The organism is Chryseobacterium nepalense, assembly GCF_023195755.1.
Classification (GTDB): Bacteria; Bacteroidota; Bacteroidia; order Flavobacteriales; family Weeksellaceae; genus Chryseobacterium; species Chryseobacterium nepalense.
Genome location: NZ_CP096203.1, coordinates 3,348,401 through 3,366,168 on the forward strand (window position 1 = coordinate 3,348,401; position 17,768 = coordinate 3,366,168).

Here is a 17,768-nt window from a genome sequence, read left to right on the forward strand (position 1 = left end):
GCACATTATGAAAAAAATTATTATATTCCTTACTGTCCTATTAGGGTTTTACAATCTATATGGGCAGAATAGTTTCCATGATACACAAGGGAAAATAGAAGTAAATGCCGGAGGGCAGCTTCAATATACGCTTCCTATTACTCTTCCTCCGGGGGTGAAAAGTGTTTCTCCTAATATCAGTCTTATGTATTTAAGTAATTCCAGCAATGGTATTGCAGGATATGGGTGGACAGTCTCAGGCATTACCTCCATCACCAGAACAGGAAAAAGCATTGAACGGGACGGAGACATTAAAGCAATTCAGCTGGATTATTCGGATTCTTACAGCTTTAACGGGCAGAGGCTTATTCTTGCACCCAATAGCCCTGCTGCTTACGGACAAGATGGTGCTACCTATGTAACAGAAAAATTTTCTAATATCAAAATAAAGTCTTTAGGAACATATCATGTTAATGGGCAATTGGCAGGACCCGCAGAATTTGAAGTGACATTTGAAGATGGCTCGCAGGCTTGGTATGGAGTTTATAAAGCCGGTACCAGAAATAATGTTATGGTAACATCGCCTTCAGAATACAATATTGTAAAATGGAGGGATGCGCAGGGGAATTATATCTCATACAATTACGAATATACAGCACACTCGGGAGGCTTCAACTTTCCAGGGACACTTAGAATATCCTCTATCTTTTGGGGAGGAAATGAGTTCCTTAATAAACCGCACTATAATTCGGTCGAATTTACTTATACGGAAAGAAATTTAAAAGAACAGGCCTATATTCAGGGATTAAGATTTATACAAGATAAAATTTTATCAGGTATTATCGTAAATACAAACGGCTCACAATTTAGAAAGTATCTGGTTGAATATACAAGTAATGGTACCAATTACCAGTTTCTGAATAAGATTACCGAATATAATGCGAATAATGAAGCTGCAAATCCTGTGACCTTTACATATCCTGACAGAATAGGAACCAGTATTGCCGGAGCAAACTTTGGATCTTCAACATTAGAAGACGTGAAACTGACGGGTGACTTTAACGGAGATTCATACATAGATTTCATAATGTCTAATGGTACGGTAAAACTAGGTGCATTTAACGATAATTATACTGAGGTTTCTACCAATAAGGTTTTTAACACGGAGGCAAAAGTAGTAACCACAATGCTTGATGAAGAAGGACAAATCTACAATGGAAACGGAATTGTTCAATATGAATCCGGGAAAGTTGTAGGGTATATTTTCAGAGCAAATAATTTTGTCAAAGTATTTGAAAAACTGGTATATGCTGATTCTAGCTGTATAAATCAGGGTAATAACAGTTGCAGTATACAAATGGCTTCATTCAACGAAGGGGATATTAATGGAGATGGTATTTCGGATGTATTTGTAACGATTAATAAAAGGGTAGGGGAATGGGTTGAGATGCCCTGCAATGGCACAACACCTGTAATTGGAGTAGGAATAGATGACGGAGGGCCATGTTACGGATTTCAACAATATACCCAATTAGTGGGAAATTTTATAGTTGATTTGAAAAATGCTAACAATCCATTGTATTCCTATACTCTTGATTCAGGAATTAACGACAGTCAATATACCGATCAGAAATATTTGGATGCAGACGGTGATGGAAAAGTTGATATAATTAATATTTCAAATACTTCTTATACGGTATTTGAATTTGCAAAAATATCAGCTACCGAATACCTTAAAAAAATAAAATTCACAGGCAATTTAGCTGAAACCAAAGGAACGGGTTTTCCGGTACTTTTTGGTGATTTTAATGGTGATTCAAAACTGGATTTCACTTTGCCTCTTACTGAAGGAAAAACGGGAAAAGATGATTGGAGGTTTTACATAGGTACGGGAACAGGATTTAACAGCTTCCGAAGAAATGATTTCTTAGTATATAAAAATGTTTCCACTACAAATAACGGATACTGGTTACAATTCAGCAAAACATTTTATTCGATATCAGACCTTAATTCTGATGGGAAATCAGATATAGTACAAGTGTATTCGTATTCAAATTCATCTGGAAGCAATTACAGGTCAATTGGTGTTACCGTCAATTCAATTACTTCTAATGGCACCAATATGACGGATGGAAGTATTAATTTCGATTTTGAAAATATTTATTCTTTTCCTTCACCGGGAACTTACACCTTAACCCAGCCTTATGATGATCTCTCCATATATCAGCCTATTACCAACACAATCAGATCAAATAATAATTATTATAATGTTTTCCTATTTAGAAAAGATGTTTTGCTTAAAATTAAAGCACCTACTCCCATCGCAGAATTGGGCCGCATAAAATCGATTTCTCAGGCTGGGCTTACTACTTCTGTTACTTATGCAGAACTGAATCCGGATACAAATTCTAATTATTATAAAAAGGAAAAGAAAGAATACTATCCTTTCTTTTCTATGCAGCGGGCAGACCAGTCTTATGCTGTAGTTCAGTTACAGCAGACAGGCAGAAAACAGGATTTCCGATACAGGGGTATGACCGGGCATTTGCAGGGAAGAGGAATGTTAGGGTTTAGCCGGTCGGCACGCTCTTCTTGGTACGCAGATGGCTTTGAGAATACAAAAATATGGTCTGGTGTAGAAACAGATCCGCAAAATGAAAGTGTTCCCGTAAAAGAATGGTCCATAAGAACCAATGATGAAAGCAAAATATTCCCGGCAGATATTTCAGAAAATAACACTCAGCTTCTTTCTTATAAAGGAACCACTTACCAGACGGATAAGCTTGTAAACGGACAGGTCGTAACTACAGTACCGGATGCCGATAAGCCAAAAGTAGTAACGGCTATTATTCCTAAAACTACAAAGACAAAAGATTTTATCACCAATACTCTCGCGGTAAGCACTATTTCTTATGGTAGTTATTATCTTCCATCACAAACAGTATCTAATATCAATAACGGGTATGCCATCAATACGACGACTTATGAATATCTCCATAATCTGGCAGGAGTTGGAAGCAATTATTTTACTGGGCGGCCGCTCTCCAAAATAGAACAGGTTACAGCGTACGGAGACACTCAATCTGTCAAAGAAGAGTATACCTATGATAATAATCTGCTGAAAACAGTTAAGAAATGGAATAAGAATAATACAGACTATGTCTTAGACACCTTTTCCTATGATGATTTTGGAAACATTACCCAAAAAGCAAGTACCAATTCTGTAGATGCCCAAAGCATTACAGAAAAATCTCAATATGAAGACAAAGGGCGTTTTGTGAACAAAAAAACGGATAATCTGGGAATGGAAACTTTGTTTACGTATAACAACTGGGGGCAGGTACTTACCCAAAAAGACCCTTTCGGGAATATGCTTACCAATACCTATGACCATTGGGGCAAGCTGCTTTCCTCTAACAGTACGCTCGCGGGTACAACTTCCTATGCTTACGAAAGGCTCTCCGGTAATGCAGGTACGAAAGTATCAGAGTTTTTGCCAGATGGAGATGTGAAGATCGTATATACCAATACGCTGGGACAGAACTATAAAACAACCACTAAAGCATTTGTACAGGGGAAATATATTTCCGCAGAAATACATTATGATGTGCTGGGAAGAAAACTGAAAGAATCCGAACCTTATTTTGAAGGGCAGTCTGCATCTCAATGGAATACTATTGCTTATGACGATACGGTGTACCCTGCTAAAGTAACGGCGACTTCTTTTAACGGTAAAAAGATACAAACCACTATCTCTGGCTATACCACAACTGTAAAAGAGCTGAACGGTTATAACAGAACCACCAGCAAAACAACAGATGCTTTAGGAAATGTAATAAGCGCTACCGACAAAGGAGGAACTATTGTATTTTCTTACAATGCAGCAGGGCAGCAGATAAAAGCAAAATACGGGGATAACACAGTAGTTACAGGGTACGATGATTGGGGAAGGAAAATGAGCTTTCATGATCCTGCTAACGGTCTGTACAACTATGAATATACGGGCCTTGGTGCCATTAAGAAAGAGATAAGCCCGAAAGGATATAAAGAATATACGTATGCATCCAACGGGTTGCCTGTACACGTAAGAGAAATTTCTAACGATGGAGTTTCTACTCAAAAAAATTATGACTTTGAATACAATGCTTACGGGCAGATTGCCCAAAAATATGGCGATGCCAATGGCAGGTATTTTGCGCAGAACTTTACTTATGCTCCAAACGGAAGGCTTGTTGCACATACAGAACAGTTTGAGGGAAAAACATTCTTTAAAGATGATATACAGTATGATGCAGTGGGCAGGGTTTCGCAGTTTCATCAAGGCTTGGAATCTTCAGGTAATACAACGGAAGTAACCGTACAGAATAACTACAGCAGCTGGAACGGAGACCTGAAAACCTTAACCGACGCCAACAACGGGAAAACCCTTTACCAATTGCAGGAAACCAATGCCAAAGGGCAGGTGCTGGCAGCATCGCTGGGAAATACCCAGATCAGCAATCAGTATGACAGCTTTGGATTCTTGTCCCACGTGTCTCATACTTCAGGAAGTGCGGATTTGCTGACATTGGATTACAGCTTTAATGCCATAAAGAATGAGCTGAACCATCGTTACCACAAGAATTTCGACATCGACGAAATTTTCGAATATGATGATAATAACAGGCTGGTTAACTGGACGAATCCTAAAATAGGGCAATTGTCTTTTAACGAATATGATGAGAAAGGAAGAATACGATACAACGACCAGCTGGGAGAAATAGGGTTCAGTATTGGCGGAAATCCGTACCGGGTTACGCAAATGAAGCTGAATGCAGAAGGAATACAGAATTATGACCTCAACGGGCAGAGCAGGGTGCTTCAGAAAGTTACCTACAACGAAAACAACGATCCGGTAAAAATAGACGGTACCCGTGGCGATTATGCTTTCGGCTACGGATTGTCTGAAAGTAGACAGATCATGTACTACGGAGGAAATTTTGTGAAAGAGAAAGAAGCCAGATTCGCCAAATATTATAATGAGGGAGGTGATGCAGAGATTATTCTTGACCAAAAGAGCGGAAAAGAAAAGCATATCCTGTACATCGGCGGCTCTCCGTATGAAAGCAGCATAATCTATATTAAAGATTTTAATGAAGACAAAGGTTATAAATTCCTGCATAAAGATTACCTGGGTAGCATCCTTGCCATAAGCGATGAAGAAGGCAATGCCGAAGAACGCAGACATTTTGATGCATGGGGAATCTTTACCCATCTGCAAGTAAAAGAAGGAGGCATACTAAAAGGTCAGGCATTAGAAGAGTTTTTGGCAAACAAAGCCATGCTAATAGACCGTGGCTATACTTCCCACGAGCATCTGCACGAGGTAGAGCTTATCCACATGAACGGAAGGCTGTATGATCCGTTGTTAAGAAGATTCCTGAATGCAGACGAAAATATACAGGATCCTGCCAATACCCAAAACTACAACAAGTACGGTTATGTAATGAATAACCCACTCATGTTTAATGACCCGACTGGGGAAATATGGGCAGCAGGTTTCTTTTTATCGTACATAGTTCCTGTAATTTATGGTGCCATTGTAGGTGCGGTAATATCTGCCGGGATTTATACGATAAAATCTTTGATAACCAATAACTGGACTTGGGGAGGCTTTGGTAAAAGTTTGCTGGTAGGTGCTGTCACAGGGGCTATTTCCGGAGGATTTTCTTCTACCTTTGCCGCTACGGGAGTTAGAGGTGCCGTAGTCATGGGGAGCATACAGGGTGCCATAGGTGGAACTGTAGACGCCTTGGTAAATGGTAGAAATTTTGCTAAAGGTTTTTATACAGGAGGAATAGTTGGAGCGGCAATGGGCGCTGTAAGTTATACAATAAATTATTTGGTGAAATATGCAGGCATGGAAAGAGAGTTTAGTTATAAAAGAGCAGAAAGTACACCAATTGGAGAAGCACAGGAATACTCAAACGAAACTCTAAAAAAGATGAGAAACGAAAGTTTTGATCCTAGCACTCTCCATCAAAAATATCGAGTGAGTAAGGATGTAATTGGTTCAGGTGATTATGATCTAACGTCTGATGGTTTCTTTGATACACCCGACGGAAAAGCGTATGCTTATACACCACCACCTAATTTTTTTACAGGTGTTTCTATTATCCATTATTCAAAAGCTGCATTTGCCTCAAAAGAGTTACTATATACAACGATGTTACACGAAACTGGACATTCCTATGCTATGTATGCTGGTAATCGTTATATTAAAATGTTACATGATAAGAAATTGTTTACTAACGGATACAATTCCGCATTAAAAACTTTAGGCCATGCTGTAATTTATGACTTGGAAAACTACATATCAGCAATTAATAACTTTCCTTCCAATCCAGCAATTGGAATTGATAATGATTTCATAATAAAAGCAATAGATAATGTTATAAGTGGTAATAACATTAGAGAGTTTAACATTTTAAGAAATTTCCTCTTACCTGTTTTTAATAGAAAAATGGGTGTAGTAACTCCATAATTATTAATTTTAAACATGAAAAATATTATATTAATTCTGTTTTTGAGTATGATTTCTTGCTCGGAGGGAAAAAAAGAACAAGTTTCTGCATGTAATATAAGTCTTACTACAGAAAATATAAGTAAGATAGACTATAATGAGAATCTAAATGTGGATATATTTATTAATAAGGGTAATAGACTAATATTTTCTTATTATAATTCTAGTGATAAAAATATTTATCTTATACCTCCTAAACTTATTTTCGAAATATTAGAAGAAAAAAGAGTGGATACTGATAAGAATGTTATCATAAAACCATATATTAAACAGATTGTAATAGATAAGATATATACAAGTTTTATAGATAATTCAAAGAAAAAAAGAATTATAGACGTAGATTCAACAATGCAAAGAAATTACATTTCAAAAATAGTAGAACTTGCTCCTAAGGAAATATACATGAAAGAATTTGAACTGAACTGTAATAAATCTGATAGCGGTAGATATAAAATATTATTTTTTGAAAAAGGTTCTGTTGACGATTCAAAAATCATTAAAATTAAATATCCTGAAAATATGATTGTAAGCATCATAAAATGATAAGTATTTCTCAATGAGATTTAAAAGTCATTCTATGGAGTTCACTAAATGAGCTTATAAAAAAATAGTAACATGACACAACTATGAAAAAAACAATTTTAGTAAGTCTTGTGGCAATGTCTCAATTAGCATTTTCACAAGTAAGCTTATCCAAAAATAAGCTTGTAAAAGACGGGCAGGCCTATAAGGCTTCTCAGTACAAAGAAGTGTTTCAAAATGAACAGGCTTTGATGTATTACAAAAAGTACAGAACCAACAGTACCGTATCGCAGATTTTCGGGGCAATAGGCGGTGGCTGTATGGGATACGGGCTGATAAAAGTATTAGACGGCGGCGAAAAGCTGGTGAGTGTAGACCAGTATGGAGTAGCCCGTACAGAAAAAACCAAAAATGAAGGCTGGAGCATGGTAGGGATTGGAGCAGGTTTGGTTGCCATAGCCATACCTTTTGCTATTTCTTCAAAGAAGAACCTGAACAAAGCCATAGATACGGAAAATGGTAAAGAAACAGCTTTCCGGCCTTACTTTAAGCTGGAAAATGCAGGTGCAGGTGTGGCACTTAGCTATAATTTCTAAATTGATTTTAAAAACCGACTCCGCTACAATATCTTAGCGGAGTCTTTTATTTTTTTGGAAATTATTTTTTCAAAAGTTGCTCTATAATCTTATTCTGAGTATCTACTAATTTGAACTAAGCTAGTTCGCTCATCCTTAAAATCTGCTTGATAACTGAATTTTTGTAAATACTTTTTTCGTGTATAACGGAAAGTCAGCATTTTGAAGCCATCCGTAGTATCCAAGATCTTTCTGGAAAACAGATTTCACCGTTTGTCCTTTATATTTTCCGAAAGCAAAAATTTCCTCTCCGTTTTCATTGAAATGAATCATTCCTGCAAGATCTGCAAATTTATTCTGTGACGAAAAACTGCTAAGATCTGCAATTTCGTTCGGGACATCATCATATTTTCCGACCTGTGCATCCAGTACTTCAAAAGTTGCCATGACATCAGCTTCAGCAGAATGAGCATTTTCAAGCGTTTTTCCACAGTAAAACTGATAGGCAGCTCCTAAATTCCGGGGCTCTTTTTTAAAGAAGATGGTTTGTGCATCCACAAGTTTGAATTTATTCAAATCAAAATCAAAATCTGCACGAAGCAACTCTTCAGCTAATAGGGGAACATCAAACCTGTTGGAGTTGAAACCGCCCAAATCCGCTCCTGTAATCATTTCCATTACTTTAGGAGCAATTTCTCTGAATGTAGGAGCATTTTTTACATCTTCATCATAAATTCCATGGATTTCGCTGCATTCTTTAGGGATAGGCATTTCCGGATTTACCCTCCAGGTTTTGCTTTCCCGGGAAGCATCAGGATTTACTTTTAAAATGCAGATTTCCACAATCCGGTCTTTTCCGATATTGGTTCCTGTCGTTTCTAAATCAAAAATGCAAAGCGGTTTATGTAATTTTAAGTTCATTTTTAAATTGCTTTTAGCTAGTGGCGATGAGCTCTTGCTTTCTCGCTCATGTTTTTATTTTATAATTTGAAAATATATGAATTTGAGAACGGAAACTCCCATCTTCAATTATCCTACTTTAATTGTTTTTGAAAGATAAGAGAAATTAAAATGTAATAAATAATGACTAAAGGAATTCCGACTGCTTTAAAAATAATCAAAAGGATTATAGCGCCGGTAAGTAAAGCGATTTTTGGATAATTATCCTGAAGTTTCATTGATTTGAATTTCATCGCAATCATTTTAATAGGTGAAATCAGAAGCCATGATGAAATTATGGTTAAAATAAGCATTAACGTGCTGTTATTTACTAAATGAACAAAGATTTCTTCATGCCTGAAAGCGTAATATAATCCAAAAATCAATATCGTATTGCTGGGGGTGTTCAGGCCTTTGAAATAGTATTTCTGCTCTTCATCAAGATTGAAAATAGCCAGTCTTAAACAGGAAAAAAGTGTAATTAAAAATCCAAAATATTTAATTTCAAAAGGAAACTGCAATCCTGATATTTCATTACCGAACGGTTCCAGGATCTTAAACATGGTAAGCCCAGGAATCAGGCCAAAACTTACCATATCCGCCAAAGAGTCAAGCTGGGTTCCTAAATTGGAATTGGACTTTAAAGCTCTGGCTACAAAACCGTCGAAAAAATCCAAAATCAACGAAAAAATAATACAGACTGCAGTAGTCTGATAATCTTCGGATATAAGGTGTACTGCACCCACGCAGCCTGAAAACAAGTTTCCCAGCGTAATGGTATTGGCCAGATTATTCTTAATGAAATTCATAAACACAAAATTAAAACAATTAATTAATTTACCAATGTATCAGGATATGCAATGTAGCAATAATTATCACAGCCTTCCATTGTTGTTTCTTACTATTGTTACATTGTACATCGGTGTATTGATAAATTGATATGTTACCAGATTAATTTTTGATGTAAATTTGCGCATGAAATTTTTTAAGGAGTTTAGAAAACAGGAGATTCTGCTGCTTTTATACAGGATCTTTTTAGCCTATTTTTTCTATCAGATCGCAAGATTTTTGTTTTGGTACTTCAACAGGGATTTAATAAAGATTGATTCGCTGCAGGATTATTTCAGTCTTTCCTTCCACGGAATTGCATTTGATACCACGGCAATTTTATATGTCAATGCGCTTTTTATTCTTTTAAGTATTATTCCTGTTATCGTCAACACCAAAAAAAATTACCAGAAGTTTCTTTTCTGGCTGTACTTTATTACCAATGGAATCGCTTATGCCATGAATTTTGGAGATATAGTGTACTTTAGATTTTCGCAGATGAGGCTTACATCGGCTGCGCTTCAGGTGGCACAACATGAAAACAATATTTTTAAGGTTTTTACATCCTCAATCGCTCAGAATCCATTTGTGATTATTTGGTTTGTTCTTTTGATGGCACTGTGGATTTTTCTCTATAAAAAAATAAAAGTTCAGGAAAATAAGCCTGATCGATTGGTTCCTTACTTCTTGTGGTCCACAATAACGCTTTGCTTAATTGCTGTTCTCGCTGTCGGCGGAATACGAGGGGATTTCAAACACAGTACAAGACCGATCAACCTGGTAGATGCCAATCGTTTTGCCAAGCTGCCTTCCCAGGGAAATATGGTGCTGAACAGTACGTTTTCGTTCTTCAGGACTTTGAATACGAACAATTTTAAAGAAGTTCATTTCGTTGACGAAAAATTTATAGAAGAAAATATTCATCCTTATAAATTGTATGAAAGGAGAGTTGAAGATAAACCCAATATCGTTATTTTTATCGTAGAATCTTTTGGGAGAGAATATTCGGGAGCCTTCAATAGGGATAAGAATATTAAAGATTATGTTTCCTATACCCCGTTTATCGACAGTCTTGCTGATCAAAGTCTTATTTTTCCGAATACTTTTGCCAACGGAAGACAGTCTATTCATGGAATGAGTTCCGTACTGGCCGGAATTCCGAGCCTTACGGATGCGTTTACCAGTTCGCCATATTCCAACCAGAAAATACAGTCTATTGTTTCGGTTTGTAATGAAATGGGGTATGATACGTCTTTTTATCACGGTGCTCCGAACGGTTCAATGGGTTTTTTAGGTTTTGGAAATATTCTGGGCTTTAAACATTATTTTGGAAAAACGGAATACAATAACGACAATGATTTTGATGGAATGTGGGCCATCTGGGATGAACCGTTTTTACAATATTTTGCTAAAAATACGGGGAAAAAACAGCCCTTTATGGCTACGGTTTTCACGGCATCTTCTCATCATCCCTTCAAGATTCCCGAAAAATATAATGGAAAATTCAAAAAAGGAAAAAATCCGATGCATGAACCTATTCAGTATACGGATTATGCCATAAAAAAATACTTTGAAACGGCTAAAAAGCAGCCCTGGTTTAAAAATACCATTTTTGTTTTCACGGGAGACCATACCAATGAAGTGTTTTATCCCGAATACGAAAAGATCATGAACCGTTTTGCCGTTCCCCTGATTTTCTATTCTCCCAATCCTGAATACCATCTCAAAGGCGTAAACCCTGAATTTGCTCAGCAGATTGATATCTATCCTACATTAGCAGATCTCATCGGATACAATAAAAAAATCAGAAGTTGGGGAAGAAGTCTGGTAAATGAAAATCAGGAAACTCCGATTATTGCCAATTCGGACGGTGCCGTGGAGCAATTTATTATCGGCAATTATATATACCGATTTGATGGTAAGGAGATCGTGGGTGTTTTTGAAAAAACAGATCTTGGACTTGAGAAAAATCTCCTGGATCATTTGAAAAATAAACCTGAAGTCCAAAAAGGAATGCTTATTGCCAAAGCATGGTATCAGGATTATATGGACAGAGTGATTAACAGAAAGCTATATTAATTTATAGAAATACTTTAACTATTTGATTTAAAGTGAATCTATAATAATATGTTCAGGATAACAAAAATTTTTGTTATGTGAAAATTAATTTCTATTTTTAGCGATATAGATAACAAAATAATGTATTTGAAATTAAAACTATAAGAATATGAGAAAATTATTATTAACCTTCATTCTTTCTTTTGTCGGCGTTTTATCGTTCGCTCAGATTGAAGGAAAATGGAAAACAATAGATGACGAGACAAAACAGGCAAAATCTATTGTGGAAATCTATAAAAAAGGAGACCAGTACTACGGAAAAGTGTCCCAGCTTTTGATAAAGCCTGCCAATCCGAACTGTGTAGATTGTAAAGATGACAGAAAAAACAAGCCTATTCTTGGGATGGAAATTATCAGAGGGTTGAAAAAAGAAGGTGATGAATTCACCGGAGGAACTATTACCGATCCCAAAACGGGGAAAACTTACAAGTGTACCATCAAAAGAGAGGGAGATAAGCTTAACGTAAGAGGGTATCTTGGTTTTTCTCTTATCGGAAGAACACAGACCTGGTATAAGGTTAATTAATTTTTAGCATTAATAAAAAAATAATACACGGCATTTCAGAAATGAAATGCCGTTTTTGTTATGTAATAATAAAAAAACACTATTTTTGTACTCTAAATTTTTCAAATAAATATGGCAGAATATACTTTTCGTGAGGTAATTGCACAGGCAATGAGCGAGGAAATGCGTAAAGACGAATCCATCTTTTTAATGGGGGAGGAAGTAGCAGAATACAACGGTGCATATAAAGCTTCAAAAGGAATGCTTGATGAATTTGGTCCAAAGAGAGTAATCGATACACCTATCGCAGAGCTTGGTTTTACAGGGATTGCTGTAGGAGCTGCGATGAATGGTAACAGACCAATTGTAGAGTATATGACATTCAATTTCTCATTGGTTGGTATTGATCAGATTATCAATAATGCGGCAAAAATCCGTCAAATGAGTGGCGGACAGTGGAATTGTCCTATCGTTTTCCGTGGTCCTACTGCTTCTGCAGGTCAATTAGGTGCTACTCACTCTCAGGCTTTCGAAAACTGGTTTGCCAATATTCCGGGGCTAAAAGTAGTGGTTCCATCAAACCCATATGATGCAAAAGGATTATTGAAAACAGCAATTCAGGATAATGATCCTGTAATTTTCATGGAGTCTGAACAGATGTACGGAGATAAAATGGAAATTCCTGAGGAAGAATATTATTTACCAATCGGAAAGGCTGACATTAAAAAAGAAGGGAGCGATGTAACTTTGGTATCTTTCGGGAAAATCATGAAGCTTGCGATTCAGGCAGCTGAAGATTTGGCTAAAGAAGGAATTTCCGTGGAAGTAATTGACCTTAGAACGGTTCGTCCTCTGGATTATGATACTGTTTTAGCTTCAGTTAAGAAAACAAACAGATTGGTTGTGCTGGAAGAAGCGTGGCCGTTTGGTTCCGTAGCTTCAGAAATCACTTATATGGTACAGCAGAAAGCATTTGATTATCTTGATGCGCCTATCAAGAGAATTACAACTCCTGACGCGCCGGCTCCTTACTCTGCTGCTTTATTCGCAGAATGGTTTCCGAAACTTGAAAAAGTGAAAGAAGAAATCAAAAAAGCGATGTACGTAAAATAATTAACATAATTATAGAGAAAAACTTCCGAAAGGAAGTTTTTTCATTTATTATATTCATGAAGAAAAATTCTTGGGGTTGTAAATTTGATTTAAATTTGCGCTTTTAAATAAATTAGCTAATATGGCAGAAGTTGTAGAAAGCGGTCATCACTTTGACATTAAAAAGCTTTCTTTCATTGGAGTTTTGGTTTCTCTGGGTATTGTTTTCGGAGATATTGGTACTTCGCCGCTTTACGTAATGAAAGCAATCGTAAACGCAAGAGAAAGCGGAAGCACGATGCCTTTCAACGAATATATTGAAGGTGCACTTTCCTGTATTATATGGACTCTTACGCTTCAGACCACTATCAAATATGTTATTATTGCTCTTCGGGCGGATAATAAAGGAGAAGGCGGAATTCTTGCCTTATTTTCACTGGTAAAAAATCTTAAAAAAGGCTGGCTTTATCTTATTGCTATTGTAGGAGCGGCTGCACTTATTGCTGATGGAGTCATTACTCCTTCTCTTACTGTAATGTCGGCTATTGAAGGTCTTGAGATCTACAATCCACACACGCCAGTAGTTCCTATTACTATTGGGATTTTGATCATCATTTTCTTTGTTCAACAATTTGGGACCAGCTTTATCGGGAAATTTTTCGGGCCTGTAATGGTGATATGGTTTCTGGTTTTAGGGGGGCTTGGTGTATCTCATTTAAGCGAAAATATGGAAATCCTAAGGTCATTCAATCCGTATTACGCATATAAACTGATTGTTAATTCTCCGAGTGCTATTATTATTTTAGGAGCCGTTTTTCTTTGTACAACAGGAGCTGAGGCACTGTATTCCGACTTGGGACATTGTGGCGCAAAAAATATCAGGGTAAGCTGGGGTTTTGTGAAAATCATGCTGGTTTTAAATTATCTTGGCCAGGGAGCCTGGCTTTTAACAAACTATACCAAACCTGGTTTTTCAGTGGTTAATCCTTTCTTCGGAATTATGGAAGAGTGGATGGTGATTCCGGGAGTTATTTTGGCAACAGCTGCTGCAATTATTGCAAGTCAGGCCTTAATTACAGGTTCATTTACCATTTTCTCAGAAGCAATGTCTCTGAACTTATGGCCGAATCAGAAAATCGATTATCCTTCAGGAGTAAAAGGACAAATGTACATTCCGAGAATCAACTGGGGGCTTTTGCTATTCTGTATTGTTGTAGTACTGCACTTTAAAGAATCCGGAAAAATGGAAGCAGCCTATGGTTTATCCATCACTGTAACCATGTTGATGACAACCGTTCTGCTGGTTTTCTGGCTGTTGAAAAAAAGAGTCAACAAATTATTTATACTGGTTTTCGCACTGGTATATATGGCAATAGAACTGGGCTTCTTCAGCGCCAACGTAATTAAGTTCATGGAAGGAGGCTGGATTACAGTAGTATTGGCAGGATCAATAGGAATTTGCATGTATGCATGGTACAACGGGAGATCTATTAAAACTAAATTTATCAAATTTATCAAGCTGGAAACATATATTCCAATCATCAAAGACATGAAGCTTGATGAAACAATTCCTAAATATGCCACCAATCTTGCTTATCTGAGCCGTGCTAAAAAAAATGACGAAATAGAATCAAAAATTATCTATTCTATTATTAAAAAACAACCCAAAAGGGCAGATCATTACTTTATCCTGGCTATTACCAATCAGGAAGATCCTTATACTTTCAAATATACCGTGGATGAAGTTCTGCCGGGAACAATTTATAAGATCAATTTCATGTTAGGCTTTAAGATCGACAGGAGAATCAATGATTATTTTGATATGGTTCTGAGAGACATGATGGCAGACGGAACAATTCCTTCAAGAAGCAGCCACCCTTCACTAAGAGCTCATAATATTCCGCCGGATCTTAAATATGTGATCATAGATAATACCTATATCAACGATATCCTTCTTACTGTAAAAGAGAAAATTATCCTTAATATTTATAATTTTGTTAAATATATCGGAAGTGATGATTTCAAAGCATGGGGAATCACTTCACATAATGTAGTGGTGGAATCTGCACCGATGACAGAAGACTGCGTAAGTAAATCGAGAATAGAACAATGCGGTTTCATCCGTCACAATAGTTAAATTCTTTAACATTCCGGTACAATATGTATTTAAATAAAAATCAATAAATTTGTATATAATTTTTTTGATGGATACAATACAAAAAGAAAAAAATATTGCACTGATTAAAGATGTTTTAAGAAACTACTTACTTGAAAAAGGTTTCAGAAACACTCCTGAACGATATACAATATTAGAAGAAATATACAGTATGGATCATCACTTTAATGTTGATGATCTGTACCTTTTGATGCTGCAGAAAAAATATCACGTTTCCAAAGCGACTATTTATAATACTATTGAGATCTTTCTCGATGCGGGCCTGATCCGTAAACATCAGTTCGGAGAGAAAACATTAACCTCTTCTTCCTACGAAAAATCTTATTTCGATAAGCAGCATGATCACCTTGTGATCTATAAAAAAGATTCTGATAAGGAAATTGAGGAAATTATAGAATTTTGCGATCCGAGAATCCAGGGAATTAAAGAAGCTATTGAAGAAGCATTCGGGGTGAAGATTGATTCTCATTCACTGTATTTTTATGGTACAAAGAATGACTAACCGATCATTAAGACTGCTCACAGGTCTTTTTATTTGTATTTACTCTTTTATTTTTGCTCAGGACAACAATCAGAAACCTTTGCAGAAGGATCCTTATTTTACTCCTAAAACGGTTCCGCAGAAAAATGCACCTCCTCCGGAAAAAGTGAAGCATATACATTCCGATGAATTGCGGAAGGACCCTGATAAATATGACGGAAATAACTATTTTACCGGAAATGTGCAGTTTGAGCATCAGGGATCATTGCTGAATGCTGATCTCGTGATTGTGTATGAAGGGCAGAATTTTGTAAAAGCAGTAGGAAATGTAAAACTTCAGAATGCGGATGGTTCCGTAATTACTGCAGATGAAATGGAATATGACGGTAATACCCAACGCGGAATTGCTAGGAAAAACGTAGTGCTTACAGATCCTAAAGGAACGGTGATCAAAACAGAAACCATGTATTACGACAGGGTTTCGAATCAGGCATATTACAACACGGGAGGAACAATCAATGATGGTAAAAGTACAACCTATTCCAAAACCGCAACCTATTTTCTGGCTACGAGAACCATTGACCTTTCCGGAAGAGTAAAAATCGAAGATGCGCAATACGTTCTGGAAGGTGACAATGTGGTTCAGAATCAGAATACCAACATTGTAAACATCAACGGTCCCACAACGATTATTAATAAAAAAAATCCGAAAAACCGTATCGTTACTGATAAAGGAAATTACAATACGAATACGAAAGAAGCTTTTCTATACAGGAATTCGAAAGTGTATTATAATGATAAAATCCTCACCGGAGATGAGATGTATTATAACCAACTCACAGGATTTGGTAAGGCAACAGGAAATGTAACAATTGATGATCCTAACGAAAGAAGATGGATAAAGGGCGGATATGGAGAGATCTTTGAAAAGAAAGATTCTGCCATGATGACGAAAAATCCTTATGCCGTGAAAGCACTGGAAAAAGATTCCATGTATTTTGCTGCAGAAAAGATCATATCGTTCCAAAGACCGGATTCTGCTAATATTAATGTTAAAAAAAGCTTTCTCCGGGCATTCAGGAAGGGAAGGTTTTACAAATCCAACGCGCAGGGAAGAGCCGATTCTATTGCTTTCAATGAAACAGACGGTGTTTTGCATATGTACACAAAACCTATTTTATGGAGCAACGGAAAACAGGTAACCGGAGATAAAATTGAGGCCTATTTTAATACTGAAAAAGAAAATATTGATTCTCTGAAAGTAATCGGAAATGCTTTTGCCATAAGCAAAGTAGATTCACTGAATATGAAAGATGAATTCAACCAGGTAAAAGGAAAGCTGATGACAGTTTACTATGGAGAAGATAACAATATCAAAGAAGCTAAGGTAATCGGAAATGCGCAAGCAATTACATATTCTGATGATGTAAACGCGCAAACGAAACAGAAAGAGAGAATCGGAATATCACTCAGTACATGCGGAATTATTGATGCTATCTTTGAAGAAAAAGCATTATACGTGGTAGAATGTAATATCGGTGCCAATTCAGATACTTATCCGATGAGTATGATTGAACCTGCAAAGCGAAAATTTCCGGATTTCAACTGGAATACCAAAGACAGGATACTAAAATGGCAGGATATTCTGGTAGATACACCTAATTACCCTGAAATAAAATATGAATCAGATACCACCCTTTATGATTCTGCACAGAAAGTTATCGATGATGAAAAGGCTAAAGAGGAAGCCAAAAAACCAAAAAGGGTTCGCAGATAAAATCAAGTACAAAATTGATTATTGATACTCACCATTTTACTTCAAAAATGGTGAGTTATTTTTTATAAACCTTTTGATATTGTATGTTTACCGCTTTTTTTATGAAAAATTCAAATAATTCAAATTATCTTTTTTCACTAATTTGTGAATATTAAATTCTCATATTAATTAAGGTTTAATAGCGTAATCATTTCATCAATTATGGAATTGAATT

Annotated in this window: 11 protein-coding genes; 9 read left to right on the forward strand and 2 right to left on the reverse strand. The window is 36.4% G+C overall.

The window, feature by feature from the left end; translation table 11 throughout:
- The first annotated feature begins 7 nt into the window (after positions 1-7).
- The 3 genes from M0D58_RS15115 (at position 8) to M0D58_RS15125 (ending at position 7,659) form a co-directional block, all read left to right on the forward strand.
- Positions 8-6,502, forward strand: a complete 6,495-nt coding sequence (locus M0D58_RS15115; RefSeq protein ID WP_248391224.1) for an RHS repeat-associated core domain-containing protein — start codon at positions 8-10, stop codon at positions 6,500-6,502.
- 15 nt (positions 6,503-6,517) lie between these two features.
- Positions 6,518-7,084, forward strand: a complete 567-nt coding sequence (locus M0D58_RS15120) for a hypothetical protein (RefSeq protein WP_248391226.1) — start codon at positions 6,518-6,520, stop codon at positions 7,082-7,084.
- An 83-nt stretch (positions 7,085-7,167) separates the two neighbouring features.
- A complete protein-coding gene (locus tag M0D58_RS15125) occupies positions 7,168-7,659 on the forward strand; it encodes a hypothetical protein (protein ID WP_248391228.1) in 492 nt (163 codons plus the stop codon).
- A 135-nt stretch (positions 7,660-7,794) separates the two neighbouring features.
- Here the strand turns inward: M0D58_RS15125 and M0D58_RS15130 are convergent, their stop codons facing one another.
- On the reverse strand, positions 7,795-8,559 hold the full coding sequence (locus M0D58_RS15130) for a 3'-5' exonuclease (RefSeq protein ID WP_248391230.1): 765 nt from the start codon (positions 8,557-8,559) through the stop codon (positions 7,795-7,797).
- A gap of 113 nt (positions 8,560-8,672) precedes the next feature.
- On the reverse strand, positions 8,673-9,386 hold the full coding sequence (locus M0D58_RS15135; RefSeq protein WP_248391232.1) for a CDP-alcohol phosphatidyltransferase family protein: 714 nt from the start codon (positions 9,384-9,386) through the stop codon (positions 8,673-8,675).
- Positions 9,387-9,552: 166 nt separating this feature from the next.
- Between M0D58_RS15135 and M0D58_RS15140 the strand changes: the two genes are divergently transcribed.
- From M0D58_RS15140 to M0D58_RS15165, 6 genes are all read left to right on the forward strand, one after another.
- Positions 9,553-11,484 carry an LTA synthase family protein gene (locus M0D58_RS15140; protein WP_248391234.1) on the forward strand — a complete coding sequence of 644 codons (1,932 nt, stop codon included), beginning with the start codon at positions 9,553-9,555 and terminating at the stop codon, positions 11,482-11,484.
- Positions 11,485-11,632: 148 nt separating this feature from the next.
- Entirely contained in the window at positions 11,633-12,049 is a 417-nt protein-coding gene (locus M0D58_RS15145) for a DUF2147 domain-containing protein (protein ID WP_072885114.1), read from the forward strand.
- A gap of 111 nt (positions 12,050-12,160) precedes the next feature.
- On the forward strand, positions 12,161-13,141 hold the full coding sequence (locus tag M0D58_RS15150) for a pyruvate dehydrogenase complex E1 component subunit beta (RefSeq protein WP_248391236.1): 981 nt from the start codon (positions 12,161-12,163) through the stop codon (positions 13,139-13,141).
- 121 nt (positions 13,142-13,262) lie between these two features.
- Complete coding sequence (locus M0D58_RS15155) at positions 13,263-15,257, forward strand: KUP/HAK/KT family potassium transporter (RefSeq protein ID WP_248391238.1); 1,995 nt, start codon at positions 13,263-13,265, stop codon at positions 15,255-15,257.
- A 67-nt stretch (positions 15,258-15,324) separates the two neighbouring features.
- Positions 15,325-15,798 (forward strand): Fur family transcriptional regulator, encoded by a 474-nt coding sequence (locus tag M0D58_RS15160; protein ID WP_029294631.1) that lies wholly within the window; start codon positions 15,325-15,327, stop codon positions 15,796-15,798.
- The gene (locus M0D58_RS15165; RefSeq protein ID WP_248391240.1) at positions 15,791-17,554 is read left to right on the forward strand and encodes an OstA-like protein; all 1,764 of its coding nucleotides are present in this window, start codon (positions 15,791-15,793) and stop codon (positions 17,552-17,554) included. Before M0D58_RS15160 ends, M0D58_RS15165 begins: the two co-directional genes overlap by 8 nt.
- The last annotated feature ends 214 nt before the right edge of the window (positions 17,555-17,768 follow it).

Coding starts and splice junctions, on each gene's coding strand:
- M0D58_RS15115 (WP_248391224.1), top strand. CDS start 8: ATGAAAAAAATTATTATATTCCTTACTGTCCTATTAGGGTTTTACAAT.
- M0D58_RS15120 (WP_248391226.1), top strand. CDS start 6,518: ATGAAAAATATTATATTAATTCTGTTTTTGAGTATGATTTCTTGCTCG.
- M0D58_RS15125 (WP_248391228.1), top strand. CDS start 7,168: ATGAAAAAAACAATTTTAGTAAGTCTTGTGGCAATGTCTCAATTAGCA.
- M0D58_RS15130 (WP_248391230.1), bottom strand. CDS start 8,559: ATGAACTTAAAATTACATAAACCGCTTTGCATTTTTGATTTAGAAACG.
- M0D58_RS15135 (WP_248391232.1), bottom strand. CDS start 9,386: ATGAATTTCATTAAGAATAATCTGGCCAATACCATTACGCTGGGAAAC.
- M0D58_RS15140 (WP_248391234.1), top strand. CDS start 9,553: ATGAAATTTTTTAAGGAGTTTAGAAAACAGGAGATTCTGCTGCTTTTA.
- M0D58_RS15145 (WP_072885114.1), top strand. CDS start 11,633: ATGAGAAAATTATTATTAACCTTCATTCTTTCTTTTGTCGGCGTTTTA.
- M0D58_RS15150 (WP_248391236.1), top strand. CDS start 12,161: ATGGCAGAATATACTTTTCGTGAGGTAATTGCACAGGCAATGAGCGAG.
- M0D58_RS15155 (WP_248391238.1), top strand. CDS start 13,263: ATGGCAGAAGTTGTAGAAAGCGGTCATCACTTTGACATTAAAAAGCTT.
- M0D58_RS15160 (WP_029294631.1), top strand. CDS start 15,325: ATGGATACAATACAAAAAGAAAAAAATATTGCACTGATTAAAGATGTT.
- M0D58_RS15165 (WP_248391240.1), top strand. CDS start 15,791: ATGACTAACCGATCATTAAGACTGCTCACAGGTCTTTTTATTTGTATT.